The following is a 25,692-nucleotide window of genomic DNA, read 5'->3' as shown; positions in this document are numbered from 1 at the left end:
CAAGAGTTTGGAAGGAGGGGATCCAATGGCTGACAAACAAACCCATGATACAGAACTGACGCTTGAGCAAGTGAAAGATCAGCTAACGGAGATCGGCAAAAAGCGTGGTTCATTGACATATGAGGAAATTGCAGAACGTATGTCCAGCTTTGAAATGGAATCAGACCAAATGGATGAGTATTATGAATTTCTTGGTGAACAGGGCGTTGAGCTTCAAGGTGAAAACGGTGAAGCAGAAGACCCTAACATACAGGATTTAGCTAAAGAAGAAGAGTTTGACCTGAATGATCTCAGTGTGCCGCCAGGGGTTAAAATCAACGACCCGGTACGGATGTACTTAAAAGAAATTGGTCGTGTCGATCTTCTATCTGCTAATGAAGAAATTGAATTGGCCAAAAGAATAGAAGATGGTGATGAAGAAGCTAAACGCCGTTTAGCGGAAGCAAACCTTCGTCTTGTTGTAAGTATCGCTAAACGCTACGTAGGACGCGGCATGCTCTTCCTTGATTTGATTCAGGAAGGAAACATGGGTCTGATGAAAGCGGTAGAAAAATTTGACTACCGTAAAGGCTACAAATTCAGTACGTATGCAACATGGTGGATCCGCCAGGCTATTACACGTGCAATTGCCGATCAGGCCCGTACGATAAGAATTCCCGTTCATATGGTGGAAACCATTAATAAGCTTATTCGTGTTCAAAGACAGCTCCTGCAGGACCTTGGCCGTGAGCCATCACCGGAGGAAATTGCAGAAGATATGGATTTAACCCCGGAAAAAGTACGGGAAATCCTGAAAATTGCACAAGAGCCAGTATCTCTTGAAACACCGATTGGCGAAGAAGACGATTCACACCTTGGTGATTTTATTGAAGATCAGGATGCAACATCTCCATCTGAGCATGCAGCATATGAATTGCTCAAGGAACAGCTTGAGGATGTCCTTGATACGCTGACAGACAGAGAAGAGAATGTTCTCAGACTGCGTTTCGGATTAGATGACGGCCGTACCAGAACGCTTGAAGAAGTTGGAAAAGTGTTCGGTGTAACTCGTGAGCGTATCCGCCAAATCGAGGCGAAAGCATTAAGAAAATTGCGTCATCCAAGCAGAAGCAAGCGGCTTAAGGATTTCTTGGAATAGAAAAGGAAAGGCGGGTGTCCGTCTTTCTTTTTTTTTGTCTGTTCACAGAAAATGGCTGTTCTTAGCGAACATGATTGGTAATGAACCACGGGACTACATATCCAGGAGTCCACTATATGCAATGTTTGCTGAATCAGACAAAAAGGAAAGCGCTTTCTATCTTATTTGTATTTACGAACAAAACAAATATTATTAAAATATAGCTATAAGATAAAATTTCCATGTTACTTTTCATCTTAAAGTCAGCTGCGGCCGCAGTATGAGGGTCTCGATCATTCGGTTTTATAAAATCATCCGCTTATCCCTATCAGGTGAAAAAAGCTGAAATTTTTCTTTACCCTTAAGGTGAATAACATGACAAATGGGGAATGGCACCAATGAATAGTGAAAGAAAACAAATAATTGTCGATGAAATAAAGCATTGGAAGATCAACAAACTGCTTCCGGAAACCTATTGTGACTTTCTGCTAGCCTTATACACAGGCGGAAAGCAAGAGGAGCAGGTAACGAAAAAGAAGCGGTCCGCTTTATTAATGGCTTATATCATTCTGCTGCTACTTCCTGTATCTCTTTTTGTCTATTTTACTGAAATGAATCCTCCAATGCAAATGAGTCTTCTTACAGGATTTGTAATATGTGTGATTCCAGCATTGAAAATGAGCAGAGGCCAAAGGATGTTTTTTTATTATATGGGGGTCTTGTTCCTGCTGCTATTGCTTCTTAGTTTAACAGGGATTGGCATAGCCCATCTGCCGAAAGGACCTTCCTCCGCAATTGCCATCATTATACATAGCTTCATCTGGATCACTTTTGCTGTTCGCTTTAAAACGCGTTCTTTTTTTATCGCTGGATTGGCAGGCATTTTGCTTTCAATTGGCTCTTTCCTTTTCTAAAATTAAAGCATGGTATTGATTGTAAACACTTGTTGATTGGAGTGGAAAGCGAACGCCTGCTAACTGCAGTCAACAGCCAAATTTAACAGCTTTTATAATAAAAATGAAAGAACGTTAGTTTGCGAAAAAATATTAAATTTTTAAAAAGTTGTGAAAATATTCCTTTCCTCTTATAATAATAATGTAAGCGTGTTCAACATTCAGGGGGGATTGGATGAACTTTGATTTAACGGCTGAACAAAAAATGATTCAACGGACAATAAGGGAATTTTCGGATGCTGAAGTAGCACCGGGAGCTGAAGAAAGAGATAAAACAAAGGAATTTCCAAAGCAGATATTTAAAAAGCTTGGAGATATGGGCATGCTGGGCCTACCTTTCCCTGAAGAATTCGGGGGAGCTGGAGCAGATACCGTGAGTTTTGCTATTGTAACGGAGGAATTGAGCAGAGCCTGCGCTTCGACTGGTATTACATACTCTGCACATATTTCACTTGGGGGAGCGCCCATCAATTTATTTGGAACAACCGAGCAAAAGCAAAAGTATCTTTCGAAAATTTGCTCAGGGGAGTCATTGGGAGCCTTTGGGCTAACAGAGCCTAACGCTGGTTCAGATGCTGGCGGAACAGCTACTGAAGCGGTCTTAAAGGATGGCAGCTTTTTAATTAACGGAAGCAAATGCTTCATTACCAATGCATCCTATGCGAAATTTTTAGCTCTAACTGCTATAACAGGGAGAGACGGAAGTCATAAGGAAATAAGCGCTATTATTGTCCCAACCGATGCCGAAGGGTTTTCAGTCATTGACAATTACGAAAAAATGGGGCTAAGCGCTTCAAACACGACTGAATTGGTTCTGGAGGATGTCACGGTGCCTGAGGAAAACCTGCTTGGTGAGAGAGGCAGAGGATTTAAACAATTCCTCATTACATTGGATGGCGGCCGCATTGGGATTGGGGCAATGGGAGTAGGAATTGCACAGGCTGCATTTGAAAAAGCGCTGAATTACGCTAAAGAACGGAAGCAATTCAACAGAAGCTTGTCAGCTTTTCAGGCAATACAATTTAAGCTCGCTGATATGGCCATGAAAATTGAGCTCGCCAGAACGATGGTATATAAAGCAGCCTGGCTTAAGGATCAGGGTAAAGCTTTTACAAAGGAAGCATCTATGTGCAAGCTCTACGCTTCTGAAATTTGTTCTGAAGTCACCAATCAGGCCATCCAAATTCATGGCGGCTATGGCTATATGAAGGATTACCATGTTGAGAGGTATTTGCGTGATGCAAAGCTGCTTGAAATCGGCGAGGGAACGAGTGAAGTTCAAAGAATGGTTATTGCAAGACAGATCGGCTGCTGAAAAGAATTTAGGGAAAAGCTGGTTTTTTGGATGAAATTGGACTAATTCTCTTTTCCTTCCCTCTAATATAAAGTAAAATGAAGGAAGTTTACATCTATAATACATATAGAGAGAGACGAAGTCTGGGAGGAGAAAAAATGAAACGGAATCCGCTTATTCCTTTTGCCTTAATTGCTCTTTTCGGTATAGGATTAATGCTCTTTTTTTCAGTAAAAGGGATTGGTGACGGGAAAGAAATGGCTGGCGGAGAGAAAGAGAAGCCTAAACAAGAGGATATTGCGAAACTGTCTCCTGAGGAAATTTATAAAGGAAAGTGTATTTCCTGTCATGGAGAAAACTATGAGGGCGGCGTTGGTCCAAAACTCGCTGGTAATGATTTGGATGTAAATGCCATCAAAGAAAGAATTAAAAACGGGGGCGGCGGAATGCCGGCTAATCTGGTTCCAGATGAAAAGAAACTCGATGAAATGGCAAAATGGGTTTCAGAGTTAAAATAATGCGCCTTAGACCCCTTAAAAGGGGTTTTTTTGTTTTGCCTGTTGGACATGAAGAAGCACTTCACCTAAAATAGGGGAAGGTATACATAAATTATGGACAAAGGTGACATCATGAATGAATTGAAATTATCAAAAAGACTATACACGGTTGCGAACTTTATTCCATCTGGAGCGGTTTTAGCCGATATTGGATCGGATCATGCATATTTGCCATGCTTTGCGGCCATAAACGGAAAGGTTCAAAAGGCGATAGCTGGCGAAGTGGTGGAGGGTCCTTATCAGTCCGCAGTCAAACAGGTGGAGAGGACTGGATTAACAAGCCGGATCGATGTGCGCAAGGGGGATGGGCTTTCTGTATTGCGCCCATCTGAGGCCACATGTGTGACCATTGCAGGAATGGGCGGAGGACTGATTGCCAAGATCCTCGAGGAAGGAAAGAGCAAGCTTGATCAGACCGAGCGCCTTATCCTTCAGCCGAATGTAAACGCGAATTTTATACGGACTTGGCTGATTGAAAATGGATGGGAGCTTATCCATGAAGAAATTCTGGAAGAGGATCTGAAAATCTATGAGGTCCTTGTAGCAGAAAAAGGCGACCCCCTCCATCCTTATAACGGAAAAAAACAGGAATCTGCCATTTTGTTTGGCCCATTTCTGATGGAAGAGAAAAATGAAGTATTTATTAAAAAATGGAGTCATGAAAAACGCCACTGGGAAAGTGTCGCTGCTCAAATTGCTAAAGGAAAAACAACAGATGAATCTACAAGCAGGCGGGAAGAAATGGAGACTTTGATAACCATGGCATCGGAGGTATTGGAATGAGCAAAATCCCGAACGGATATGAGGTCATTGAGCTGTTTGAAAGCTTTTCTCCTAAACGCTATGCAGTTGAAGGAGATAAGATTGGTCTTCAGGTTGGAACTCTTAATAAGCCGGTTAAACAGGTGATGATTGCACTGGATGTTCTGGATGAAGTAGTTGATGAAGCCATTAGCCAGAATGTCGATTTAATCATCGCCCATCATCCGCCGATCTTCAGACCGCTGAAAGCTTTGAGGACCGATCAGCCGGCTGGGCAGCTGCTTGAAAAATGTATAAAACACGATATTGCCATTTACGCGGCTCATACAAATTTGGATGTTGCAGAGGGCGGTGTCAATGACTTGCTGGCTCAGGCTCTAAATTTACAGGATACAAAAGTTTTATCTCCCACCTACGAGGAAAAACTTAAAAAATTAACGGTATTCGTACCTGCATCACATAAAGATGAGGTTAGAACAGCCATCGGAGATGCAGGGGCAGGGAGTATCGGTAAATACTCCCGCTGTTCGTTTGCAGCACAAGGGACAGGAAGCTTTTTACCCTTGGAAGGGGCGAACCCGTTTATCGGAGAAGCAGGGAAGCTTGAAGAGGCGGATGAATTCAGGATAGAAACGGTTTTTCCTGAGAACCTCGAGAAAAAAGTAGTCTCTGCCATGATGAAGGCACATCCGTATGAAGAACCCGCCTATGATATCCATACCCTGGATCAAAAAGGCATTGAGATGGGTCTTGGAAGAATCGGCAAGCTTGAAGGAGAAATCACGCTCAGGGAATTTACTGAACAAGTGAAAAAAGCGCTGAATGTTGAAACGGTTCGGGTCGTTGGAGATTTAGACGCGAAAGTAAAGAAATGTGCTGTACTCGGCGGAGACGGAAATAAATATCTTTATGACGCAAAATTCAGTGGAGCAGATGTTTATGTTACGGGAGACCTTTACTACCATACGGCACATGATGCCATGATGATGGGCCTTAATGTGATTGACCCAGGCCATAACGTGGAAAAGGTCATGAAACAGGGAGTAACAGACCTGATGCTCTCGCTATGTGAAGAGAAGAAATATGAGGTCAGTATTATTCCATCCGCCGTTCATACAGATCCATTTACGTTTATCTAATAGAAATCAAAAAGGTGTACCTGCAAATCCGCCGGTACACCTTTTTCTTATTTTTTTACCCGTACTTTCGGCAGGATTTTGTTCAATGGTACAGCATGAACAACATCCCAAACCTTATTTTCATCGTCCTCGTATTTCTCAAGAAAAGTAATAACTTCCTTTGTGATTGGCGTCGGAGTAGAGGCGCCGGCAGTAATCGCAACTGTCTTAACGCCCTTCAGCCATTCCAGTTTCAGCTCGGAAAGGTTGGAAATCCGATAAGCCGGTGTGCCGGCAATCTGCTCTGAAACCTGAGCCAGCCTGTTTGAATTGTTGCTTTTCGGATCACCCACAACAATTGTCAAGTCAGCTTCTTTTGCCTGTTCTGCAACAGCCTCCTGGCGCACCTGGGTGGCAAGGCAAATCTCCTGATGAAATTCAACATGGGGAAATTTGTCTTTTACCTTTTCCATAATATCGTATACGTCCCATTGGCTCATTGTAGTCTGATTCGTTACGATAATTTTATCGGAATTGATTTCAAGAGCGTCTGCATCCTCTACCGTCTCAATCAAGTGAACAATTTCCGGAGCCACTCCAACGGCACCCTCTGGTTCAGGATGGCCTTTTTTGCCGATATAGATTACCTCATAACCCTTGGCTTTTACATCCCGGATTAAGTCGTGGGTTCTCGTTACATCCGGACATGTAGCATCAATGCTCACAAGGCCTTTTTCTTCGGCAATGCGTCTGACTTCCGGAGAGACGCCATGCGCTGTGAAAATAACCGTTCCTTTATCCACTTTTTGCATGATTTCAAGACGGTTAGTCCCGTCCAGAGTGATAATTCCTTCTTCTTCAAAAGCATCGGTAACATGTTTATTATGAACGATCATACCCAAAATGTAGATCGGTCTTGGCAGGGTTTTGTCCATTGCCGCGTTTTTCGCAATGACCATCGCATCCACAACGCCATAGCAATATCCGCGGGGAGCAATCTTAATTACATCCATGTATCTTCCTCCTAAAGGATGATCAGGAAACGAAAATGAAAAAAGCCGGTAACCGGCCTTTTTTCTCATTACCTGACATTATTATAGCGAAATGGGCGGAAGAATACAAAACTCTTATACATAAAGTCTAGGTTTTGACGTGCCTTTTCTGGCTGAAGGCTCTTCAGACAATTCGTCTTGTTTCTCTAAGCTATAATCAGCTTCATTGGATAATGGCTCTGTTTTTTTCTTAACGGCTGTTTTGCTTTCAGCTTTTTTTTCTGGCTGTTCTTCCGAAGAAGAGCTGCTGTCATCCTCATCATCACTGTTCATTTGACTGAAAATCTTAATCATTGCCGGGAGATTTCTGACTAATGGACCGTATTGCTGGACCATTGGTGTTACTTGCTGAGCCATACCGAGGACCTTTTGAACATTACCAAGCATCCCCGTTATATTGGACGGATTGGCAAGACCTGAGATTCCCTGCTGGGCAGCCCCTGCAATATTTCCGGCACCGCCTGCTGAAGGGATAAAGCGTGATAGTAAGCCTCTAATTCCACCGCTGCCTGCGCCAGCTGCCTGCTGGGCCCCTGGAACCTGTCCTCCGAAGCCTCCAAACCCGCCAAACCCTTGGCTGCCCCCAAAGCCCTGACCGCCGCCAAATCCTTGTGGACCGCCAAATCCTCCGAAATTACCTCCTTGAAAAATGCCTCTTGCTCCTGGTGCCGGCCCTGTAAATGGACGATTTCCAGGAATAGGGGGTCCGCCACGGCCAGCAAACGGTCCTCCGCCTGAAAATGGTCCCGGCATGAATCCTCTTCCCTGTGTGCCGCCGGGCGGCATAGGTCTTTGTGGAAACATAGTCTTACTCCTTTCTATCCTGTTACCTACTACAGAGTATGCATAAGCGGGTAAAAGGTTTTTCTTTTCACTGGAAAAGACTTTGCAAGGTTGGTGTTTTGCCCTGTTTTCGTATATAATGTGAAAATGGTTAAACCTGTCCAGATACGGAACGTCTATAAGACAGGAAGGCAAATTATTAAGGGAGTTTTATACAACTATGGAGAGATTTGAACGATTAAAGCTTAAACCGTTTCTAATAGACGCAGTGAAAGAATTGGGCTTTGAGAAGCCTACTGAAATACAGGAGAGAATTATTCCTTCGATACTTAAAGGGGAAAGTGTGATCGGCCAGTCTCAGACAGGGACAGGAAAAACCCATGCATACTTGCTTCCGTTATTAAATAACCTGGATCCTGCTTCCCAATCCGTACAAGTGGTCATTACTTCACCGACAAGGGAATTGGCAAACCAAATATACAAAGAAGTCCTTAAGCTGATCAGCCACCATGATCAGGAAATTCAGGCAAGGTGCTTCACTGGAGGAACTGACAAGCAGCGCTCCATTGATAAGCTGAAGCAGCAGCCTCAAATTGTCATTGGAACACCAGGAAGATTGCATGATTTGCTGAAAGTAAACGCCCTTCATGTTAATAATACGAAATCATTTGTCGTCGATGAAGCCGACATGATCTTGGATATGGGCTTTCTTGAGGACGTGGATCGTATTGCTAGCGGAATGCCGGAACAGCTTCAAATGCTCGTTTTTTCTGCCACCATTCCAGAAAAATTGAAGCCGTTTTTGAAAAAATACATGGCCAATCCTAAATTCACGCATGTTGCCCCCAAGCAGGCTGCGGCAGAAAAGATTGAGCATGTGCTATTACCGCTCAGACACCGCAATAAAACGAAACTTGTGCATGATATGCTTCTTGCATACAATCCATATCTTGCAATTGTTTTTACGAATACGAAAAAAATGGCCGATGCTGTAGCTGATGAGCTTGCTGCAAAAGGTCTTAAAGTTGGCCGGATTCATGGAGGACTTCCTCCGCGTGAACGGAAAAAGGTAATGAAACAGGTCAATGATCTGGAATATCAATACGTTGTAGCAACAGATCTTGCAGCACGTGGAATAGATATTGAGGGCGTCAGCCATATCATCAACTATGAGCTTCCTCAGGATTTGGACTTTTACATTCACCGTGTAGGACGTACAGCACGTGCAGGGTATTCGGGACTGGCTGTAACCATTTACGAAACTTCTGATGAAGATGCATTAGCGAAGCTTGAAAAAATGGGTATCTCATTTGCATACAAAGATCTTGAAGGTTCAGAATTTAAGGATGCAGATGATCGCCATCGCAGAAAAAATCGTCCGAAAACAGATAGAGAAGTTGATGAGCGTGCGAAGCATGGTATTCGTAAGCCTAAAAAAGTTAAGCCTGGCTACAAAAGACACATGAAATGGGAAATGGATAAAATTAAGAAGAAGCAGCGCCGAATTAAGAGAAGAGAGAAATAGGAGGGGATTTGCATGCTTAGAATCGGCTCCCACGTCTCGATGAGCGGGAAGCATATGCTGCTGGCAGCGAGCCAGGAAGCAGCATCTTACGGAGCAAACACCTTTATGATTTATACAGGTGCCCCTCAAAACACGAGACGCAAAAAAATTGAAGATTTGAATATCGAGGCCGGACAGGCTCATATGAAGGAAAATGGAATGGACAACATCATTGTTCATGCTCCTTATATTATTAATATCGGGAATTCTGTTAATCCGGACACATTTGAGCTTGGGGTAAACTTTTTGCGGTCCGAAATTGAGCGGACAGCCGCACTCGGGGCAAAACAGATTGTTCTCCATCCAGGTGCACATGTTGGGGCAGGAACAGAAGAGGGCATTAGGAAAATCGTTGAGGGGCTGAATGAAGTGCTTCTCAAGGATCAGCCTGTTCAAATTGCCCTGGAGACGATGGCTGGAAAAGGCTCTGAAATTGGTTCAAACTTTGAAGAGCTCGCACGGATTATGAATGGGGTTCATTACAATGAACATTTATCTGTCTGCTTTGATACTTGCCATACACATGACGCCGGTTATGACCTGATTAATAATTTTGATGGGGTATTAGAGGAATTTGACCGGATCATCGGGCTTGATCGACTAAAAGTTCTTCATGTAAATGATAGCAAAAACCCGATTGGTGCCAGAAAAGACCGCCATGAAAACATTGGTTTCGGACATATTGGCTTTGATGCGCTTCTAAACATCGTGCATCATCCTTCTCTAGCAGATGTGCCAAAAATATTGGAAACTCCTTATGTAGGGGAAGATAAGAAAAATAAAAAACCGCCTTACAAATTTGAGATTGAGATGTTTCGATCTAAAGAATTTGATGAAGGGGTACTAGATAAAATCGTCAGTCAATAATGGGAAACTCCCGTCCCAGGGAGATTTGCTTCCCGTTCATTCAGGGTAAACAAACAGAAGGCTGTCTCCTAAAGACAGCCTTTCTGTATTTTTTGTAAATGAAGAAAACCCGTAATAGCCCGAATCCAACTTACATAAGCTATTTAACAAACTGCTTGAACAGCAGGTCCACCTGCTGTGCCGTTGCGGGGGATGTGATCGCAGAAATGCTGGCAAGAAGTTTTCTTCTCTCGTTTTCATTGAAGATGTTCACATTTTTTCCTTTGATCACTTTAACTATTTGAGCTGCCTGAGCTGGACTGATGGATAGCTGATTTTGCTTAGCCAGCTGAAGCAGTTCATCGGCGGTTATGGAATTAACCTTTTGATTAATTATTTTTTGAAATAAAATCAAAATTAAACCCTCCTCTCTCCACAATCTATGGATTCATGCCTAAGTTGTGCGGAAGGATGAGGCCTTGCCGCTTCCATCCTCTTTAATGAAGAGGGATATCATATACATATGGGCTTAAGCGTATTTCATGTATAAAAATAAGCAGAAAAAGGAGAGGGCTATGGAAAAAAGACAGCATCGCAAAGAAAAATTAGGAAGAACAATCTATCGATTTATCATGATCATCATCGGAGCGGGTCTGGCAGCTGCTGCACTTGAGCTTTTTCTAATCCCCAATAACATCATTGATGGCGGAATTATAGGTATATCTCTAATTCTTGACCACATTACTCCCGCAGGACTAGCTTTCATTAGTTTTGGTACACTAGTCGTTGTGCTGAATCTTCCTTTTATGTATTCCGGCTACAAACACATCGGGAAAACCTTCATGATTTCTTCTATTTTCGGGGTCGTTGCTTTGGCCATTATTGAGCAATCCCTTCATCATGCAGAACCATTCACTACTGAGCCAATTCTCGCTACCGTTTTTGGTGGGCTGATTTTAGGCCTCGGAGTGGGATTGGTGATCCGTAATGGCGGAACGCTGGACGGAACAGAAATACTTGGTATTTTAATGACGAAACGCCTTCCTGTATCTGTAGGAGAATTTGTTATGTTCATCAATATTTTCATTTTTGGATGGGCAGCATTTGTATTTGGACCTGAGCAGGCCATGTATTCAGTGATGACGTATTATATAGCGTTCAAAACGATTGATACGGTCATACAGGGACTTGATGAGACTAAGGCCGTTATAATCGTGACTGAGCAGTTCGAAGAGGTGTCAGATGCAATTCTGCACAGACTTGGCCGCGGAACGACTAAGCTAAAGGGAAAAGGCGGATATTCAGACGAAGATACAGAAGTCATTTATGCCGTGGTCACAAGGCTGGAAGTAACAAAACTGAAGTCCATTATTCATGAAATTGATGAAAATGCGTTTATCACCATCATGAACACACAGGAAACTCATGGAGCGCGATTTAAATCAGCCATCCACTAATTTGATTTTCTTTACAAACGCAGGGAAGGCATGTATACTTTCATAGTTATATAAAATGGCATGCACAATAGCTGCCATTTTATTTTTGTAAAGTAAATCGTAATCGTTCTTACTTTAATTATTGCAAAGCAAGAGGTGAAAAGGATGAATCATCCTGTTATTGAAATTACCCATTTATCCTACTCATATGATCGGACTAGAGTTCTTGATGATATTAATTTAACGGTGGAAGAGGGAGCGTTCATCGGGCTTGTAGGTCCGAACGGTTCAGGAAAAACCACTCTTCTCAAATGTTTGCTTGGCCTGCTCAGGCCTCAAAGCGGATCCATCCGGCTCTTTGGAGAGGATTTGAAAAAATTTAAGAATTGGCACGATATTGGATTTGTATCTCAAAAAGCGAACAGCTTTAATACCGGTTTTCCAGCTTCTGTTTTTGAAGTGGTAGCGAGCGGCCTTACAAGCAAGCTTGGACTGTTCCGATATATGAAAGCAGCAGATCGTGTGAAAGTAAAAGAGGCCATAGATGCAGTAGGGCTTAGTGAATTCTCCAGAAGAAATATTGGGGAGCTTTCAGGCGGCCAGCAGCAAAGGACGTTTATTGCCAGGGCTCTTGTCAGTGATCCGAAGCTGCTCATACTAGATGAACCGACGGTGGGAGTGGATTCAGCTTCTGTTCAGAGCTTTTATCGTATGCTGAAGGATTTAAACGGCCGGCTTGGGATTACACTGATTTTGGTCACTCATGATGTAGGAACCATTTCAGATAAGGTAACACAGGTAGCATGTTTGAATAAAACACTTCACTTCCACGGATCTCCTGAAGAATTCGATCAATTAAACGGACACTCACTTTCAGATTACTATGGGCATCCAGTTCATGTGTTAACCCATGATCATCACGGGGAGGGGCATCATCATGATTAGTCCGTTTTTTGAATTTGAATTTTTGCAAAATGCCTTTTTCTCAGGCCTTCTCATTGGGCTTATTGCTCCTCTTCTTGGTGTATACATTGTCGTCAGGCGTCTTTCGCTTATTGCGGATGCCCTGAGTCACGTAACATTGGCGGGGATTGCGGTCAGCCTTTTCCTTGAAAAGAAATGGGGGATTTTAGCAGGAGCGAACCCAATCTATATGGGAATGGCCTTCTCCGTTACCGGCTCTTTATTAATTGAGAGGCTCCGCGGTCTTTATAAGCACTACCAGGAGCTTGCAATTCCAATCATCTTATCCGGCGGTATCGGAATTGGTGCCATCTTTATATCACTGGCGGACGGATTTAACAAAGATTTAATGAATTATTTATTTGGAAGTGTGCTGGCCGTTACACGGTCGGATTTGATGATTGTAGTTGGCATTTCCATTTTTGTTTTACTTATCATCGGGCTTTTGTATAAAGAGCTTTTCGTTCTCTCATTTGATGAAGAACATGCGACTGCATCAGGTATTCAGGCAAAGTGGATTCATTTTATTTTTATTCTGACCGTTGCCTTAGTCATTGCCGCATCCATGAGGATTGTTGGTATCCTGCTTGTTTCATCATTAATGACCTTGCCGGTTGCAGCGAGCATTCGTATCGCCAAAGGGTTTAAGCAAGCCATGTTTTTATCTGTTATTTTCGGCGAGCTGTCTGTTATTATAGGGTTAATCGCTGCCTATCAAGCCGACCTCGCTCCAGGCGGTACGATTGTGGTATTGAATATCATCATTTTGGTGCTTTCTATTATTGTTAGCAAGTTCAAAAGGGGACATGTACAATGAATATTGAGCAAGCGCTCCAAATGCTTAAAGATTCAGGCTACAAATATACAAACAAGAGGGAAGAAATGCTTTCCTTCTTTGCAGACTGCAATAAATATCAAACCGCCCGGGATGTTCTTGAAAGCATGAAATCCAACTACCCCGGTCTCAGCTTTGATACAATATACCGGAATTTATCCTTATTCGCTGAACTGGGCATTCTGGAGACCACTGAACTATCCGGTGAGAAACAATTCAGGTTCACGTGCAACCATGCCCATCATCATCACCATTTTATCTGTATGGACTGCGGGAAAACGAAAGAACTTCATTCATGTCCAATGGATAAATTAAAAGATGACCTTGAAGGTTATGATGTGAGCGGCCATAAATTTGAGATATATGGGACCTGCCCTGATTGTATTTAACAAACAAAAAATGGAGCTGTCCAGTAAGTGAGTTTCAAATCTCCTTGCGCTTTTAATTGGAGTTGTTTTGACTGCTCACGCTTAATTCTCGCTTCTTCCGCTGCAATTAGCCTATCCCTTAATATTTTTGGAAAAACAAATCCCCGGAATGCTTACACAGCATTCCGGGGATTTCAATTTCAATCGTTTCCTCTTAGCAGGATTTTTAGATTACCGCTATTTCTTATCACCGATTACCGATTCTCTTTTAGCTCAAGTACCCGGCGATCCAGCCATTCCTCTGCCTCAAACCAGCTGTTCACACGCACGACTTGCTCCGGAACGGGATCCTGATTGTATGGAGTGTTGAAAAGGATGACTGGAATGTTAAATTCCTCGCTAATCATACAGGCATTATCATGCTTATCCTCAAAAAACACATCGATCCGGTGTTTCTTAACGGCCTCAAGCTTGTCATGTGAACCAACTAAGTCGATATTATGGAACGAAACCTCATTCTTTTCAAACCAGTTCAAGGTCGTATCATAGAGATGATGGCCTCTGGCACTGATAAATATTAAATCATGCTTCTCTTTCCATTTACCGAGAATTTCCTTTGCCCCTTTTGAAACCGGAGCCTCTCCATAGATAATCGGTTCAAATTCCGCCATCCATTGACCCAATTCTTCGTAGCTGACTTCAAGAGCTTTCGTCAAGTCATAATCCTTTATGTCATCAAGGGTTATTTGCTTTTTAAATGATTTGTTTAAATATGGAACAAAGGTTTCTGGCGGTGTAATGGTCCCGTCAATATCAATCCCTAAACGCAGCATGCCGACACTCCTTTTTTGATCTTTTCCAAGTGTATCACAAAGCAGTGCAGAAAAAGAATGGATAAAGGCATAATTATGGACCGCCTTCTGCATACTAAGGATGCTCCTTATATCTGAAAGTGAGGGGAAAGGAATGGCAGACGAAAGACACTTTGAAGATCACGGCAACATGACGAACTCAGATCAGGTTAATGGTCTGAATAACCGTGATGAACTAATGGAAATTGAAAAGCACCGTGAATATAGAGAAGAATCTGCTGCAGAAATCGCACCTCCGATTGGTTCATACCGTGAAGAGGAACGGGTGGCAGATGATGACCGTCATGGGGCTGTTGAAGGCAGATCCACCGGGTATATAGCTATCGCTCTTTCCGTTATTTCACTTTTCCTTCTTCCCGTTATCTTAGGAGCAGTGGGAATAATTGTTGGATTTGTGGCGAGAAGAAAGGGTGCTAAAACCCTTGGAGCCTGGGCAATAGGAATTGGAGCAGTTTCCGTGATTCTGGGACTGTTTGTAACACCATTCTTTTAATAAGAAAGCTCTGTTAAACTTGGCTGTTGATTGCAGCTAGCAGGTGTTAAAAAATCAACACCATGCTTTAACACAGGCAATAAGAAAAACGGGCATTCCCATAGGGAAGTGCCCGTTTTTTTATATCATAAGTGTGTATAAATTTCTGACTTGTCCAGCTCCAGTGGCCGAAGGGTGAACGAGCCGCTGAAGCTATTCTTGATTAGCCTTGAACTTCCGCTTTTTCCGCTGCTTCCTTTGCGTAATGAGCTTCCGCTAATTTATCGATTTCTTTTTTCAGTTCTTCTACCATGATTTCTTCAGGGACTTTACGAACAATTTGCCCTTTCATGAATAGTAATCCTTCTTTGCGCGCTCCGGCAATCCCGATATCGGCTTCCCGTGCTTCGCCAGGGCCATTTACAGCACACCCGAGCACAGCTACTTTAATCGGAGCTTTAATTGTGGAAATGTATTCCTCTACTTCATTTGCGATACTGATCAGGTCAATTTCAATCCGTCCGCACGTAGGACATGAAATCAGCGTTGCCGCATTTGAAGCAAGTCCGAATGATTTTAGAAGCTCTCTTGCTACTTTGACTTCTTCAACAGGATCCGCGCTTAACGAGATGCGCAGGGTATTTCCAATTCCCATACGGAGGATGGCTCCTAAACCGGCGGCACTTTTTACAGTGCCTGCAAACAGGGTGCCTGATTCAGTAATTCCAAGATGAAGGGGGTAGTCAAATGCTCTGGAAGCTTTCTCATAAGCTTCTATCGCAAGATTTACATCAGAAGCTTTCATCGATACGATAATATCGTGAAAATCGAGATCTTCCAATATCTTAATGTGATGCAGTGCGCTTTCGACCATTCCATCTGCAGTCGGATAGCCGTACTTTTCCAAAATGCGTTTTTCGAGAGATCCTGCATTTACACCAATACGGATCGGAATGCCTTTTGCTTTTGCTGCATTAACAACAGCTTCTACTTTTTCTTTGCGGCCGATGTTTCCGGGATTAATCCGGATTTTATCTGCTCCGCCTTCAATGGCTTTAAGAGCCAGTTTATAGTCAAAATGAATATCAACGACAAGTGGAATGTTTATCCGCTTTTTGATTTCGGAAATTGCGTCTGCAGCGCGCTCATCCGGACATGCAACCCGGACGACTTGGCAGCCAGCTTCTTCAAGACGGTTAATTTCTGCAACCGTTGCTTCAACGTCGTGTGTCTTAGTTGTGGTCATGCTTTGTATAATAAGCTCGTTGCTTCCGCCAATCGTTAAATTACCGACTTTGACAGGACGAGTTTTTGTACGATGTGTAATTTCACCCACGAGTGGATCGCTCCTTATTCATATAGGTTTGGTAACCAGATTGATACCTTTTCCTATCACATTGTATCAGTCATTTAGCAGTATTGACAAGGAAATAGACAAATCGGCTACTCATAAACAGGGAATTTATAGGAGTGTCCGGTTAGAATTCGGTTCGCTTTTGTCCCGGGATTGAGTTTTTCAAAATCCTCGGCTGCAGTTTCCAGGGGGACAGGAATGGAATGGCTGTTGACCTTATTGATGATGATAAGGACGGATTCCCCTTTTTTAACGCTAAGCTGTTTAAACGTCTCCTTCTTTACAGGCTGTGATACAGCCATTATGTTCTCCTCCTCCGCTCTCGGAAGAGTCCCCCTGCTTAAATCATAGTAAATAATATATGTGAGCAGTGCAATCGAGCACAGCAGAATGAGTCTTTTCATCGGCTGACCTTCCTTCATTTTAGGCATAATTCATACTATGCTTGTCCAACTGAAATCATAACTGGTGGATTCAAAATGCCTAAAATAAAGAAAAATAATGGAGATAATATATGATAAAAGAACTAATTTTCGACAAAAATTCGCAAAAATTAATGTGAAATTTACACTTCCTTAACATATCTTTGGGATAATTTAATTACATTTCACAATATGTACTTTAAAAGGAGAATTTTCCATTTATGAAACAAATATGGCTAAGAAGGTTTCCGGGTAGGCAATTTTTTCTTGCTTTAAAACAGTCATCGGAACGTTGGATGAAAACAGCCTCCAGCTTCGGCAAAAATTTCGGCGGAATCAAAAATGGCTTTAGCCTTCAGACACGGATCATCGCACTTGTTCTATTTATACTTGTTACCTCTGTATTAGTAGTTGGTATCACTTCTTATCAAAAGGCGAAAGAAACGACCATATCGATTATCGAGAACCGTCTAGAGCGGGAAGTAAATACAACAAATGAAATAGCCGGTAATCTGATGTTCGCATATATAGGGGACGAAGAAGGTTTCAGCAAGCGATTTAATAAAACAGTTTTGCCTAATCAATCCAGCCAGCTGATTCAGGATGGCCTGAACGCAGACTTTTATCTTCTGAAAGATCAGCAGGTAACGATGCTTGAAGGAACCGGGGAAGAGCTTAAGTATCAAGAATTAGGAGACCTTGCAAAAAACGAAAAGCAGACCATTGTTCATAAAAAAATCAATGGGAAAGACTACACTTTATCCATAAAAGAAATCCAGGAGCTAAAAGGCATTCTGATTATCGCTGTTGAGACAGAGAGTTATCTGGCTCCAATCTATTCCTTGGCGAATTTTACTGCATGGACAGTAGCAATCAGCATTTTAATTGCTACTCTGCTGATTGTATTTTTTGTAAGAGGACTGACGAAGCCTCTATCCCAGTTAAGACTTGTTATGAAACAGGTAAGAGAGGGAAGCCTTGATGCAGGAACAAATATAAAAACCAATATTCCTGAAATCAGATCGCTTGTGGCAAGCTTTAATCAAATGATTGCTCAAATGCGAACGATGATATCGAATATGAATTCAACTACGCTGGACTTATCGCATACAGGCTCTGAACTGACTGAGTCTTCAGCAGATGTACTGGATCAGAATGAACAGCTTGTGGAGGCCATCAAAGTAGTAAAAATGGGAGCAGAACAGACAGCTGCCACCTCAGAAACAAGCGTGGCTGCGTTCAATCAGATGAAGAAAGAAATTGGAACGGCATTAACAAGCATGGAATACCTGTTTAAAAGTGCGGATGGAATGAATGTGTCAGCGGACAAGGGTGAGAAAAAAATATCAGGTTTGATCAGCGAAATTCATGAGTTCGGACTGGAATTCGAGAAAATGAATGAAACGATACGAGGGGTAAAAAACCACTCCAGCTCTATTTCAAAAGTTGTCAGCTTAATTCAATCCGTTTCAGAGCAGACAAAATTGCTTGCACTGAATGCTGCAATCGAGGCAGCAAGGGCGGGGGAATCAGGTAAAGGTTTCGCAGTCGTGGCAAATGAAGTCAGAAAACTGGCCGAGCAGTCCTCAAAAGCAGCAGAAGAAATAAAAGGCTCTGTCCAGAAAATGGAGAATATTTCAATTAAAGCAACGGATGAATTTGGAGAGCTCCACAGCAGCCTGAAATCACATTTAACAGCAGCAGAAGAATCAAGGTATTCCTTTGATCATCTAATGGAAGAAATGAAAAGTGTGAATGCGAAACTTAAAGAGATGAACAGCAATATGCACTCTCTTCAGGAGAGTATGCCTTTGATGGAGCAGTCAACTGAAAATTTCGTTTCGGTTTCCCAGGAGACACTAGCAAGTGCGGAACAAATGCTTGCCTCTTCCGAAGAGCAGATGATTCAAATTAATCACACTCATGAGATTGGAAACAAATTGACCAGTTTGTCTAATGAGCTTTCAAGCCTGACAAGCAAGTTTAAACTGGCAAAATAAGAAAAGGTGTTCCGAAATCCGGAACACCTTTTGTATTAAAGGCTGATTTTGATTTTGTATTCTTTCAGCCATTCGTTAATTTGTACAAGATAATCCAGGATGGCACGTGCTTTATCCCCTTGTATTTCCTGATCTTCTCCTCTTGAGATGGCACGTACCCGATCCTGATTGATTAGCGGAAGGATCGGGGCGTCTTCATCCTCAAGTATTTGTGTCATCCAGCTGCTGATGCCTTTGAGATAAGCGTCATCCTTCGTACTTGGATAGGCACTTTTTTTGCGGTTGCGGACGTCATCCGGCAAGTAATCCTTAAATGCTCGGCGAAGAATTCCTTTTTCAATCCCATCTATGCTTTTTAATTCAAATGGAACGTTCCATAAGTATTCAACCAGCCGGTAATCACAAAAGGGGACCCTCACTTCAAAGCCGGTCATCATACTTGCACGGTCTTTTCGATCCAGCATAAATGGCAGAAAACGAGTGATAAAGAGATAGGACATTTGCCGCTGCTTCGCTTCCAGTTCGCTTTCGCCCTCGAGGAATGCAACTTCGTTAACAGCCTCTTTAAAACGTTTTTGGCGGTAAGCCTCAGGCTGCAGTTTCAATCTTGCCTCATCGGATAAAATATCAGTGAAATATCCCAGATTTACAAGCCATGGGAATTGTCCGCCATTCAAATACTCTTCCTGGTGAAACCATGGATACCCTGAGAAAACTTCGTCGGCGGATTCACCAGAAAGGGCAACAGTCGCGTCCTTTTTCATTTCTTCAAAAAGCAGGTAGAGAGAGGTTTCAATCTCACCAACTCCAGGAAGATCTCTTGCCCTCATTGGAACAAGAAGATTGTCTACTAGCTTTTGAGCATCAAAAACGATTGAATGATGCTCAGTACCAACGTGCTCGGCTACTCTTTTTACCCAGGGCTCATCTTTATCACGTCTAAGAAAATCCTCTTTAAAATCCTGATCGTTGTTAACGAAATCAATCGAATACGTATGAAGAACCTTATTTCTGCTTCTGTATTCTTGCCCCGCGATTGCCGTCAAGCCGCTGGAGTCAAGGCCGCCTGAAAGCATGGAGACAACGGGTCTGTCAGCAATAAGCTGGTGTTTAACGGTATCCTCAAGCAGTCCTTTTATTTTTTCGGCTGTTGCAGTCTCATCATCGCGATGTGACTCGCTTTTCAAGTTCCAATACCGGACCGATTTTTGCCCATAAGCCGTAAAGACCGAATAATGACCCGCACGTATTTCTTTTACATCTTTAAAAATTCCATTACCCGGAGTCCTCATGGGACCTAATGCGAATACCTCGGATAACCCTTCAGCTGTCACTTCAGCTTCCACTAAAGGATGTTTCAGGAGAACCTTTAATTCGGAACCAAAAATAATGGATTGGCCGCGTTCTGCAAAATAAAGAGGTTTAACTCCAAGATGATCACGGGCGAGCATTAGCTTTTTTAGATGATCATCCCAAATTCCGAAGGCAAAAATCCCGTTAAAGTGCTGGACGCAATCCTCTTTCCATTCTATATAAGCGTGAATGAGAACCTCTGTGTCAGATTTTGTTTTAAACCGATGTCCCTTATTCTCCAATTCTTCACGAAGTTCAATGTAATTATATAGCTCACCGTTATAGACAAGAGCAATTTTCTGATTCGTGTCTTCATAGATCATTGGCTGAAGTCCGCCCTCAGGGTCGATGACAATGAGTCTTTGGTGTCCAAGGACGGCATGGTCGGAGTACCAGAATCCATCTGCGTCCGGTCCTCTGTGAGTGATTGCCTTTGTCATACTTTGAATAATGTCTTTTTCACCTGTTAAATCTTTGGACCAATCAGCCCAGCCTGCAATTCCGCACATTCTCAAGACCTTCTTTCATAAAGTTAATCTGGATTTTTTCGACCAAAAATCTATATTGGTCGAAATAAGAGTAAAAATTCGACCAAATGATGAATTTGGTCATATTTATATGTTAGAACCTTCAGAATAGATTGGCAACCTTTCTGACAAAAAAGCGAAAGAAGTCCCTCCTCTTCGTTAAAAACTTCCAATATGGACAAGTGAGCGGGACAAGACTGTGCATTTGACTGTTCTGCCATAATTGGCAATAATGGAGAAACACACATGACTTTTATCATAAGGGTGCGGTAAATGAAGGACTTAGGGAAAAAAGAGAAAATTATTCAATCAGCAACACGGCTTTTCTCAAGCCTTGGCTTCAGGGGAACTACGTTAAGTAAAATTGCCGGAGAGGCAGGAATCGGGAAGGGTACGATCTATTATTATTACAATGATAAAAATGAGATTCTCCTTGATTGCTATATGCGTCACATTAGGAAGACCCGTTCAGAAGCTTTTAAAGCCTACAGGACAGAAAAGGATATTCTTGTAAAGCTGCGCAAAATTTTAAGGTACTTAAGTGCAGAGATTCATCATGATTCTTTTGTTTCTTCCTTATTTGAAGAATATAAGGAATACCGGATTCCAGAAATTGAAAAGTGCTTTACAAGCGGTGAGGAAGAATCGGTCCAGCTTATTTGCAAATTGATAAGAGAAGGACAGGAGCAAGGATATTATGCACATGTTCCTCTTCCGCTAACTGCTTTTATGCTCGTTCGGATGATTTTCGCCTACGAGCTTGATTATGAGAAAACCGAGCAAAGCGATTTGCATTTAAAACAGCTGCTCCGGCATATGCTTAGAAGAGAAATTGATCCTTTGAACTAAGCTCTGTTAAACTGGCTGTTGATAGCAGTTAGCAGGCGCTCAGCGACCAGCGGGGCGTGCGCCTGCGGGGTCTCACTTGTCCTGCTGCTCTCAGCACGGAGTCTCGCGCCTTCCACTCCAATCAACAGGTGTTAATAATCTACATCAGGCTTTAACAGAGCCTTGAACTAAAAAACGGCCGAAGCAAATGCACGCTTGGCCGTTTTTTTAATTAAACGATGACTGCTGGTTCTTTCTTTGAAGGAACCTCTTTTATTGATAGATAAAGCATTACCAGATGAACGAACCATATGACAAGGCCCTGGCTCGGTACCGCTGCCTGTACAGCATTCATGATGGTTAGAAATAGCGTTGCAAGAGTAACGGAATAAGCAGACATAACCCAGGATTGCTTGTAATTCACTTTTTTCTTCAGCATGCTGCGGATCATAAGCCCTAATAAAGCCAGAATCGTCACTTCTACAAACTTAGAAAAAGAAGAGATTAGATAAAGCAGAACGATGGCAGCACCAATGATAACGGGCTTTAGCTGTCCGGTTTGATCTGCAAAATTGACAATCTGATCCTTTGTAATGCTGAAGTCGCCGGCACTATTATAGGGTATAGACTGGGCAGTACCGTTGGAAACAAGAACGAATTCCTTTTGAAGGATTCCAACTGCATTCTGTTTTAGTTCAAGTTCCTTAGAGGTGAACGATCCGGTTGGGTCCAGCACAATGAATAGTTCTCCATCCTTTATTTCAAGAGGTTTATCCGTGTCGGCCGTGAGTTCTCCATTTTTAATTGCGAAGCTTGGAAGATCGCTTTGAATGGTCTGCTGGGCAGCCGTGATGCTGCTGCTGATTGTAAGGCCCAAAAAAATCGAAGCAGGCACGATGGCCGCGAGACTCAATACGAAGACATAAAGAATCGTTTTTCCAATTCCCTGAAACCGGAACGAAGCAATATCTTTCGGAGAGTAAAGACTTTTTGCTAGCTGTTTGAATAGGTTCATGCGTTCACTTCCTTTATCATTCAATCCTATTTTATTTTACTCTTGGGCAGCTGCATAAACAAGTTTCGTCCTGCTGAATGAAAAAATCCATGTTTGTAAAAATATGCGTCTTTTTACCGAAAAAGCTTTACAATAAATACACAATTCATTAATAATTGACTTGATTAACGTAATAAAGAGAGAAAGCTGGAGGGAAATACGGATGGAATTAGATCTCCAACGAGTGATTTTTGAATTTGTGGGGGGACTGGGGATCTTTTTATTTGGAATAAAATATATGGGAGAGGGATTGCAGCGTTTCGCGGGTAACCGGCTGCGAGATATGCTCGACCGGGTTACAACCAACCCTGTTATGGCAGTTCTTGCTGGAATGGCAGTTACCGTTTTCATTCAATCAAGCAGCGGTACAACGGTCATTGCCGTCGGTCTGGTCAGTGCGGGGTTTATGAATTTACGGCAAGCCGTTGGAGTCATTATGGGAGCAAATATCGGCACCACCGTAACAGCCTTCATAATTGGTTTCAACGTATCGGAATATTCGCTTCCGATACTAGCTGCAGGGGCCATCCTTTTGTATTTCATAAAAAATAAAAAGGTACATTATGCCGGACAGGTCGTATTTGGTTTTGGGGCTCTTTTTTTCGGTTTAGAATTAATGGGGAATGGTATGAAGCCGCTTGGTACTCTGTCTCTGTTTCAGGATTTAACTGTAGGGCTAAGCTCTAATCCGCTCCTTGGCGTTTTAGCAGGAACGATCCTGACAGGTATTGTACAAAGTTCAAGTGCGACAATCGGTATTCTTCAGGAGTTATACGGGCAGAATCTTATTAATTTGCATGGAACGCTTCCTGTCATGTTCGGAGATAATATTGGCACAACGATTACGGCAGTACTCGCATCAATCGGTGCTTCATTGGCTGCAAGAAGGGCAGCAATGGCTCATGTCATTTTTAACTTGGCAGGAACTTCAATCTTTTTAATTGTATTGCCATTGTACACCGTTTTTATTGAATCTCTGGAAACAAATCTCAATTTAAGTCCGGCTATGACGATTGCTTTTGCCCATGGTACCTTTAATGTAACAAATGCACTTATTCAGCTTCCATTTATCGGCGCCCTTGCCTGGGCGGCATCAAAAATTATTCCAGGTGAAGATCCGTCTATTGAATACCGGACTAAGCATTTGGATCCTTTATTTATAGAACAATCATCTTCCATTGCACTTGGACAGGCAAAAGAAGAAGTGCTGAGGATGGGACGCTTCTCCGTTCAGGGGCTAAAAGAAGCGAACAGCTATTTAAAAACCAATCAGCAGAAGCATGCACAATCTGCAATCCAGTTTGAAGAAGTGATCAACAATCTTGACCGCAAAATTACGGACTATTTAATCCTTATATCACGCAATGAAATGGATGAGAATGAGTCGGCTGAACACTCTGTTCTAATTGACACAGTCAGGGATATTGAGCGGGTGGGAGATCATTTCGAAAATATCATTGAATTAGTGGATTATAAGCTATCGAATAAAGTGAAAATAACGGATGAAGCGATCAAATACCTGGAGGAAATGTTCGATCTTACCGTTAAAACGCTTGAACATGCCGTTCAATCTCTTGATGACCGTGATATTGGACTTGCCAACCGAGTTCTTGAGGCGGAAGACCGGATTGACCGGATGGAGAGGACACTCAGGAAAAAGCATATCATTAGAATGAATAATGGAGAATGCTCGGCACAGGCAGGAATGGTTTATGTAGATATCGTGAGTAATCTGGAGCGAATTGGCGATCACTGTGTAAATGTTGCGGAAGCTGTTTTAGGTTACCGGAAATAAAGGTTAATAATAATCCGTTTAAGATATAATGAAAGCAAGGGCACAGTGTGCGTTTGCTCTTATTTTTATAATGGAGGATAAAAAGAATGGACTTTTTATATTGGGCATTAATCATTGCAGCATTTGTTATTGCTTTCGCAGGACTGATTTACCCAATCATTCCAAGCGTCGTGTTCATTGTCGGGGGCTTCCTGCTTTATGGATTGTTCTACGGATTTGATGAATTCGGCTACACATTCTGGATTGTCGAAGGGATTTTTGTTGCAGTGCTGTTCGCTGCAGATTATGTAACCAACTTGATTGGCATTAAAAAAGTTGGAGGGAGCAAGGCAGCAATTTGGGGAAGTACGATTGGACTTCTTGTCGGACCTTTTGCGATTCCGATTGCGGGAATTCTGATTGGTCCATTCATTGGAGCGGTGATAGCAGAACTGATTGTGCACAAAAAAGACTTTACTACCTCTGTAAAAGTCGGAATTGGTTCACTTATTGGATTTATATCAGGCGTATTTGCCAAAAGCGTCATTCAGCTGATCATGATCGGTTACTTCCTATTTGTCGTTCTGTAAAATCATTCCTTAACTCATGGAAATGATAACGGTGCCAAAAGCCAATCATATTCATTGAAACATTTGATTAAATTTGGTACGCTGATTCCAGAAAGCATAAGGCTTGGTCCTTTTGCTGGAATACATAATTTATTAAGGAGGAGATTTTAAATGGCTTACGAACTTCCGCAATTGCCTTACGCTTATGATGCATTGGAGCCTCATATCGACAAGGAAACAATGAACATTCATCACACGAAACATCATAATACGTATGTAACAAACGTGAATGCTGCACTTGAAGGACATGAAGACCTTGCAGGTAAAAGCATTGACGAACTAATCTCCAACCTGGATGCAGTTCCTGAAGAAAAAAGAACGGCTGTACGCAACAATGGCGGCGGTCACTCAAACCATTCATTCTTCTGGCAAATCCTTTCTCCAAACGGAGGCGGAGAGCCAGCCGGCGCTCTTGCTGACGCAATCAGCAGCAAATTTGGCGGATTTGACGCATTTAAAGAAGAATTTGCAAAGGCTGCAACAACACGTTTCGGGTCCGGCTGGGCTTGGCTTGTTGTAAACAATGGCGAACTTGAAGTGACAAGCACGCCAAACCAGGATTCTCCAATCATGGAAGGCAAAACGCCTGTGCTTGGACTTGATGTTTGGGAACATGCTTACTACTTAAATTATCAAAACCGCCGTCCCGATTATATCAGCTCTTTCTGGAATGTTGTAAACTGGGATGAGGTTTCAAAACGCTACGAAGCTGCAAAATAAGTTTTACTGAAGCAGGATGTTTCCTGCTTCTTTTTTTTG

General features: G+C 42.5%; 26 protein-coding genes. 18 read left to right on the top strand and 8 right to left on the bottom strand.

From position 1 onward, the window contains the following. The first annotated feature begins 25 nt into the window (after window positions 1–25). The 6 genes from rpoD to WCV65_RS13665 all read left to right on the top strand — a co-directional run bounded on the left by rpoD (window position 26) and on the right by WCV65_RS13665 (window position 5,822). Window positions 26–1,138 (top strand): RNA polymerase sigma factor RpoD, encoded by a 1,113-nt coding sequence (gene rpoD, locus WCV65_RS13690; protein WP_035405126.1) that lies wholly within the window; start codon window positions 26–28, stop codon window positions 1,136–1,138. A gap of 377 nt (window positions 1,139–1,515) precedes the next feature. After that, window positions 1,516–2,031, top strand: coding sequence for a hypothetical protein (locus tag WCV65_RS13685; protein WP_338777175.1), 516 nt, complete (start codon window positions 1,516–1,518; stop codon window positions 2,029–2,031). Between the two features lie 214 nt (window positions 2,032–2,245). Continuing rightward, window positions 2,246–3,385, top strand: coding sequence for an acyl-CoA dehydrogenase family protein (locus WCV65_RS13680; protein ID WP_338777173.1), 1,140 nt, complete (start codon window positions 2,246–2,248; stop codon window positions 3,383–3,385). Window positions 3,386–3,522: 137 nt separating this feature from the next. Then, window positions 3,523–3,882, top strand: a complete 360-nt coding sequence (gene cccA, locus WCV65_RS13675; RefSeq protein WP_035405122.1) for a cytochrome c550 — start codon at window positions 3,523–3,525, stop codon at window positions 3,880–3,882. Between the two features lie 111 nt (window positions 3,883–3,993). Next, window positions 3,994–4,704 (top strand): tRNA (adenine(22)-N(1))-methyltransferase TrmK, encoded by a 711-nt coding sequence (locus tag WCV65_RS13670; protein WP_035405365.1) that lies wholly within the window; start codon window positions 3,994–3,996, stop codon window positions 4,702–4,704. Next, window positions 4,701–5,822, top strand: a complete 1,122-nt coding sequence (locus tag WCV65_RS13665; protein ID WP_338777169.1) for a Nif3-like dinuclear metal center hexameric protein — start codon at window positions 4,701–4,703, stop codon at window positions 5,820–5,822. Before WCV65_RS13670 ends, WCV65_RS13665 begins: the two co-directional genes overlap by 4 nt. A gap of 47 nt (window positions 5,823–5,869) precedes the next feature. On the opposite strand, the gene WCV65_RS13660 is transcribed toward WCV65_RS13665, so the two are convergent. Together WCV65_RS13660 and vrrA are read right to left on the bottom strand one after the other, a co-directional pair. Continuing rightward, on the bottom strand, window positions 5,870–6,814 hold the full coding sequence (locus WCV65_RS13660) for a 4-hydroxy-3-methylbut-2-enyl diphosphate reductase (RefSeq protein ID WP_338777167.1): 945 nt from the start codon (window positions 6,812–6,814) through the stop codon (window positions 5,870–5,872). A gap of 114 nt (window positions 6,815–6,928) precedes the next feature. Further along, a complete protein-coding gene (vrrA, locus tag WCV65_RS13655; RefSeq protein ID WP_338777166.1) occupies window positions 6,929–7,657 on the bottom strand; it encodes a VrrA/YqfQ family protein in 729 nt (242 codons plus the stop codon). Window positions 7,658–7,856: 199 nt separating this feature from the next. Here vrrA and WCV65_RS13650 point away from each other — a divergent pair, with 199 nt between their 5' ends. Together WCV65_RS13650 and WCV65_RS13645 are read left to right on the top strand one after the other, a co-directional pair. After that, window positions 7,857–9,161, top strand: coding sequence for a DEAD/DEAH box helicase (locus tag WCV65_RS13650; protein ID WP_035405119.1), 1,305 nt, complete (start codon window positions 7,857–7,859; stop codon window positions 9,159–9,161). Between the two features lie 12 nt (window positions 9,162–9,173). Continuing rightward, window positions 9,174–10,067, top strand: a complete 894-nt coding sequence (locus WCV65_RS13645) for a deoxyribonuclease IV (protein WP_338777164.1) — start codon at window positions 9,174–9,176, stop codon at window positions 10,065–10,067. A 139-nt stretch (window positions 10,068–10,206) separates the two neighbouring features. Here WCV65_RS13645 and WCV65_RS13640 read toward each other — a convergent pair whose 3' ends face one another. Then, entirely contained in the window at window positions 10,207–10,461 is a 255-nt protein-coding gene (locus WCV65_RS13640; RefSeq protein WP_035405115.1) for a DUF2624 domain-containing protein, read from the bottom strand. A gap of 160 nt (window positions 10,462–10,621) precedes the next feature. Here WCV65_RS13640 and WCV65_RS13635 point away from each other — a divergent pair, with 160 nt between their 5' ends. The 4 genes from WCV65_RS13635 (at window position 10,622) to WCV65_RS13620 (ending at window position 13,669) form a co-directional block, all read left to right on the top strand. Then, a complete protein-coding gene (locus WCV65_RS13635) occupies window positions 10,622–11,503 on the top strand; it encodes a YitT family protein (RefSeq protein ID WP_035405361.1) in 882 nt (293 codons plus the stop codon). A gap of 144 nt (window positions 11,504–11,647) precedes the next feature. Next, on the top strand, window positions 11,648–12,427 hold the full coding sequence (locus WCV65_RS13630; protein WP_035405113.1) for a metal ABC transporter ATP-binding protein: 780 nt from the start codon (window positions 11,648–11,650) through the stop codon (window positions 12,425–12,427). Continuing rightward, complete coding sequence (locus tag WCV65_RS13625) at window positions 12,420–13,262, top strand: metal ABC transporter permease (RefSeq protein WP_338777159.1); 843 nt, start codon at window positions 12,420–12,422, stop codon at window positions 13,260–13,262. The genes WCV65_RS13630 and WCV65_RS13625 overlap by 8 nt, the downstream gene beginning before the upstream one ends. Continuing rightward, complete coding sequence (locus WCV65_RS13620) at window positions 13,259–13,669, top strand: Fur family transcriptional regulator (protein WP_035405111.1); 411 nt, start codon at window positions 13,259–13,261, stop codon at window positions 13,667–13,669. Before WCV65_RS13625 ends, WCV65_RS13620 begins: the two co-directional genes overlap by 4 nt. Window positions 13,670–13,902: 233 nt before the next feature. On the opposite strand, the gene WCV65_RS13615 is transcribed toward WCV65_RS13620, so the two are convergent. Next, complete coding sequence (locus WCV65_RS13615; RefSeq protein ID WP_035405359.1) at window positions 13,903–14,481, bottom strand: nucleotidase; 579 nt, start codon at window positions 14,479–14,481, stop codon at window positions 13,903–13,905. 217 nt (window positions 14,482–14,698) lie between these two features. Between WCV65_RS13615 and WCV65_RS13610 the strand changes: the two genes are divergently transcribed. After that, window positions 14,699–15,013: a DUF308 domain-containing protein gene (locus tag WCV65_RS13610; protein WP_231889897.1), complete on the top strand. Its 315-nt coding sequence runs from the start codon at window positions 14,699–14,701 to the stop codon at window positions 15,011–15,013. Window positions 15,014–15,215: 202 nt separating this feature from the next. Here the strand turns inward: WCV65_RS13610 and ispG are convergent, their stop codons facing one another. Both ispG and WCV65_RS13600 read right to left on the bottom strand, forming a co-directional pair. Further along, complete coding sequence (gene ispG / locus WCV65_RS13605) at window positions 15,216–16,328, bottom strand: flavodoxin-dependent (E)-4-hydroxy-3-methylbut-2-enyl-diphosphate synthase (RefSeq protein ID WP_035405109.1); 1,113 nt, start codon at window positions 16,326–16,328, stop codon at window positions 15,216–15,218. Window positions 16,329–16,435: 107 nt separating this feature from the next. After that, a complete protein-coding gene (locus tag WCV65_RS13600) occupies window positions 16,436–16,750 on the bottom strand; it encodes a hypothetical protein (protein WP_338777156.1) in 315 nt (104 codons plus the stop codon). Window positions 16,751–16,989: 239 nt separating this feature from the next. On the opposite strand from WCV65_RS13600, the gene WCV65_RS13595 reads away from it, so the two are divergent. Beyond that, entirely contained in the window at window positions 16,990–18,768 is a 1,779-nt protein-coding gene (locus tag WCV65_RS13595; RefSeq protein WP_338777153.1) for a methyl-accepting chemotaxis protein, read from the top strand. Between the two features lie 35 nt (window positions 18,769–18,803). Here WCV65_RS13595 and asnB read toward each other — a convergent pair whose 3' ends face one another. Beyond that, a complete protein-coding gene (gene asnB / locus WCV65_RS13590) occupies window positions 18,804–20,630 on the bottom strand; it encodes an asparagine synthase (glutamine-hydrolyzing) (protein ID WP_338777151.1) in 1,827 nt (608 codons plus the stop codon). A 291-nt stretch (window positions 20,631–20,921) separates the two neighbouring features. Here asnB and WCV65_RS13585 point away from each other — a divergent pair, with 291 nt between their 5' ends. Then, window positions 20,922–21,497, top strand: coding sequence for a TetR/AcrR family transcriptional regulator (locus tag WCV65_RS13585; protein ID WP_035405106.1), 576 nt, complete (start codon window positions 20,922–20,924; stop codon window positions 21,495–21,497). Between the two features lie 211 nt (window positions 21,498–21,708). Here the strand turns inward: WCV65_RS13585 and WCV65_RS13580 are convergent, their stop codons facing one another. Beyond that, a complete protein-coding gene (locus WCV65_RS13580; RefSeq protein ID WP_338777149.1) occupies window positions 21,709–22,491 on the bottom strand; it encodes a DUF1189 domain-containing protein in 783 nt (260 codons plus the stop codon). Window positions 22,492–22,693: 202 nt separating this feature from the next. On the opposite strand from WCV65_RS13580, the gene WCV65_RS13575 reads away from it, so the two are divergent. From WCV65_RS13575 to WCV65_RS13565, 3 genes are all read left to right on the top strand, one after another. Then, window positions 22,694–24,325 carry a Na/Pi cotransporter family protein gene (locus WCV65_RS13575; RefSeq protein ID WP_338777147.1) on the top strand — a complete coding sequence of 544 codons (1,632 nt, stop codon included), beginning with the start codon at window positions 22,694–22,696 and terminating at the stop codon, window positions 24,323–24,325. Window positions 24,326–24,411: 86 nt separating this feature from the next. Then, the gene (locus WCV65_RS13570; RefSeq protein WP_035403896.1) at window positions 24,412–24,894 is read left to right on the top strand and encodes a DUF456 domain-containing protein; all 483 of its coding nucleotides are present in this window, start codon (window positions 24,412–24,414) and stop codon (window positions 24,892–24,894) included. A 150-nt stretch (window positions 24,895–25,044) separates the two neighbouring features. Further along, window positions 25,045–25,653 (top strand): superoxide dismutase, encoded by a 609-nt coding sequence (locus WCV65_RS13565; RefSeq protein WP_035403898.1) that lies wholly within the window; start codon window positions 25,045–25,047, stop codon window positions 25,651–25,653. Window positions 25,654–25,692: the final 39 nt, after the last annotated feature.

This window comes from Metabacillus sp. FJAT-52054, assembly GCF_037201815.1.
In the GTDB taxonomy this organism is placed as follows: domain Bacteria; phylum Bacillota; class Bacilli; order Bacillales; family Bacillaceae; genus Metabacillus_B; species Metabacillus_B sediminis.
The sequence above is the reverse complement of the archived record's forward strand: the minus strand, read 5'-3'. Positions and strand labels throughout refer to the sequence as shown.